The sequence below is a fragment of the Candidatus Zixiibacteriota bacterium genome, from assembly GCA_022865345.1.
In the GTDB taxonomy this organism is placed as follows: Bacteria; Zixibacteria; MSB-5A5; order MSB-5A5; family RBG-16-43-9; genus RBG-16-43-9.
Genome location: JALHSU010000197.1, coordinates 1 through 2,787, shown reverse-complemented (window position 1 = coordinate 2,787; position 2,787 = coordinate 1). Strand labels below are relative to the sequence as shown.

Here is a 2,787-nt window from a genome sequence, read left to right as displayed (position 1 = left end):
CTTGCAGAAAGCTCCATGGTCTCTTTGTCCACTAAATCCGGTTTGAAAACAACCTGGGTGATTCCATACCTGTCTCTTAAATCGATAAAAATCAATCCCCCGTGATTCCGGTAACTATTCACCCACCCGTTCAATCTCACCCTCTGCCCTGAATGACCCTTCCTTAAATCACCGCAAGTGTGCGTGCGCTTTAGATTTTCAAATTTTAGCAAATTCTCTCCTTACTATTTTTGTTTTTGATATTCTCACTATACCACCTCAAGAACGTAACTACAGCAGATATTATGACTTCAATATCTTCTAATTCGAATTCTTTTACATACCTGGGTGGAGGGTGTGAACCTTTACTACCAATAGACCAAATTAATCTAAGTAGGTTTTCGATGTAAGGATTTATTATATTTCTTTCTCTCATTTCTTCAACTTTTATCAGAAAATCTTCACTTTTTGACTTTTTAAAAATTTTACTCATTAATTCTTTGAAATAATTTTCTGTAGATTTCTTTTTTCTTGACTTTTTATCCTCATAAATTTTATTGAAAAACTCTTGTGCAGTGCTCCTTAAGGGATTCAGTAAATCATATGGCAACTCTTTGCCATATAATTCAACCCGCTTTTTAGTTCTTTCGTAATGTTCAGGAAAACTATCCTTTATGTTACCTAATAGAGATATGATTCTCTTTGTGGTATCAAGAGGAATTTCTCTTGTTTCAATCTTGGTTAAATTCTCTGCTTCAATTTGCAGATCATTTGTAAACTTCGTTCGCAAGTTTTCAATTTTCTTTCTCACCTCAAAATTTTCCGGTGTATACTCTGCTGCCATTTTGTATTCTGTGAGAGCTCGCTCGGAATCTTTTTTTAATTCACATAATTCACCAAGATACAGGTGACATTCAAACATTCCCTCCCTATACCCGGGGATAAGCTTGGCTAAAGGTCCATAAAGCGTTGGAACCCCTCCGCGTGAAGGGATAAAATGCCGTACGTGAAAAATTGAAAAGATTTTCAAAAGGTGTATGCAGTGGTCCACTAAAGACGGGGGCGTTTTTTCTACACCTTTCAACCGTATGGTCTGCATTATGGATCTGGCTACCAGATACGGCAAAATCGTGTAGCTAAAGGTGAAACTAGCTAACTCCGCATAATAGGCTTGAGCTTCCTCGGCCTCTACCCCGGAGTATAGATCAAAAACCTCCCACAGGTTATCAACGGAAGAGTAATCAAGAGACCAATCTTTTATTTCTGGACCCGGCTGATCTTTTATGAGTATAACAGTTGGAACGCTCGAATATATGTCTCCGACCAGCGCAGGCTTCCCGGTATCCCAGAATAGCTTCGTTAGGCTCGCAAACAGTTTAGCATCTTCCAAATCATAAAAGTTAAAGAATTCGGGCTCTCTAATCTCCCCATCCTCAGTTTTCTTTGTCTTCTTATAGTTATAGTGGTTCACAAAACCAGGGCTTATTTTATCTATTTCCTCGTATACTTTGAGCGCACCATCAAATTCTTGCAGTTTGAGCAAAATCTGAAGCTGCAATGACTTTACCTGTATAGTAAAAGGTAACCAACTTTTTTCTATCTCTTTAATACCAATTTCTCTATCAACTAATGCCTTTTCTAATTGCCCCAGTTTGTCGCTGTCCATGATTTCCGACAAATCTACCCTCTCTAAGAAACTTAAAGCTTTTAAGAGATGATTATTATCACCATCTCTCGAGATACCCCGTTTAAAGTACAAATCTGCCAGCCTTTTAAGATATTCATTCTCCAAAGCTCGTCTTGTTTTCGCGTCGCAGTTCGCTGAGGATAACTTAAACCAAGTTCCGTAGTTCTTTTCCGCTTCCTCCATAAAGTGAGAGGACCATCCACTTTCAGAAATAGCCCTAGCCAAATCCAAGTAACTGTTGGTATCCTCCGGGTCCAGTGAAATAATATCTCTATACTTATCTATTGCGGATATGCTGAGACCCCAATGTTTCTCTAATTCCATTGCAAGCTGCTTTAGGATCTGCTTTTCCGAAAACTTTCTATTCTCTAAGATCTCCTGGTATTCAATTTTCTTATCTAAATACCTTTTAATCGTTTCTTCGTCCTCAGCCTTTGCCAATTTGCCATTGTAGACCTTTAGCAAAAACGTTAATATTAAATACTTAATGTTTAGTTCTCTATCTCCGCATTTCTCTAGAATATTTTCCAATGGATATTTCACGATCGTAAAATCTTCTTCAAAATCATATCTCTTGTTCAAATCCTCGTACAACTCCTCGACCGTTATGTTGTAACCGCAGTTGACACACTTCCCGTCAAACAATACCATCTCGTCTCTTACACTATAGTATCTTGGATTCTCAAAGGTTTCCTGCCCGCATTTTGGGCATTTTATCCTGTCATTCATTGTTATTCTTTCCGACGATACTACTCTCTTAAGCTCGAATTAACTCCTGCACCAATTTCTCAAACTCAATCTCTTTTTGTTCTTTAGTCTCCATGTCCCGAAGAGTTCCTTTTCCTTTTTTCAACTCATCTTCTCCGATAATCAGAACTTTTTTTGCTTTCTGCCTGTCAGCTTCCTTCAGTTGCGATTTCAAACTTCTTCCCAGAAAATCAAGATCACATCTCAGACCTTTTTCTCTCAGGTCTTTGAGAAGTTTTAACCCCAGACTTTTTTCTTTCTCCCCTAACGGAGCGATGAATATATCCAGCCTTTCATCCTCAGGCGGAAACTTCTTTTGCATCTCCAAAACCAAAAAGAGCCTCTCTATTCCTGCAGCAAAACCGATTGCAGGT

General features: G+C 38.5%; 3 protein-coding genes. All 3 read right to left on the bottom strand.

Annotated features, from left to right (window positions below; translation table 11 throughout):
• Window positions 1-212 (bottom strand): OB-fold nucleic acid binding domain-containing protein (locus MUP17_10005; protein MCJ7459314.1); only part of this gene is annotated, 212 nt, incomplete at its 3' end.
• A complete protein-coding gene (locus tag MUP17_10000; protein MCJ7459313.1) occupies window positions 206-2,395 on the bottom strand; it encodes a hypothetical protein in 2,190 nt (729 codons plus the stop codon). The genes MUP17_10000 and MUP17_10005, both read right to left, overlap by 7 nt.
• A 28-nt stretch (window positions 2,396-2,423) precedes the next feature.
• The coding region (locus tag MUP17_09995) for a His/Gly/Thr/Pro-type tRNA ligase C-terminal domain-containing protein (GenBank protein MCJ7459312.1) at window positions 2,424-2,787 on the bottom strand (364 nt) is incomplete at its 5' end.